2 protein-coding genes are annotated in these 478 nt (G+C 62.6%); both read left to right on the top strand.

Features of this window, described 5'->3' with window-relative positions; translation table 11 throughout:
* A partial coding sequence (locus RA19_RS25125) for an acyl-CoA dehydrogenase family protein (protein ID WP_039168550.1) occupies positions 1-354 on the top strand: 354 nt, incomplete at its 5' end.
* Positions 355-357: 3 nt separating this feature from the next.
* The coding region (locus tag RA19_RS25120; protein ID WP_039168548.1) for an Rdx family protein at positions 358-478 on the top strand (121 nt) is incomplete at its 3' end.

Below are 478 nucleotides of genomic sequence, written 5' to 3'. Positions count from 1 at the left end.
GAGCGCAAGCAGTTCGGCCAGCAGATCGGCAAGTTCCAGGGAATTTCCTTCAAACTTGCCGATATGGCGCTGGAGCTGAAGGCGGCGAACCTCTTGACCTGGGAAGCCGGCTGGAAGTTCGACCAGGGCACCGTCACCGAGAGCGACATGTCGATGGCCAAGCTGAAAGCAACCGAGATGCTGGCGATGGTGGCCGATGAGGCGATCCAGATCCACGGCGGCATGGGCCTGATGGACGAGCTGCCGCTGGAACGCATCTGGCGCGACGCGCGGGTCGAGCGTATCTGGGAAGGCACCAGTGAAATCCAGCGGCACATCATCAGCCGCGAGATGCTGCGCGCCGTTGGAGGCTGATCCATGACCCAACCCGGGAAACCCATTGTTACCATTACCTACTGCACCGGCTGCAACTGGCTGCTGCGGGCGGGCTGGATGGCGCAGGAGCTGCTGCAGACCTTCCAGGACCAATTGGGCGGGG

The sequence above is a fragment of the Leisingera sp. ANG-M1 genome (genome assembly GCF_000813745.1).
Lineage (GTDB): Bacteria > Pseudomonadota > Alphaproteobacteria > Rhodobacterales > Rhodobacteraceae > Leisingera.
Note: the sequence above shows the minus strand (reverse complement) of the source record. Positions and strands in the feature narration are given on the sequence as shown.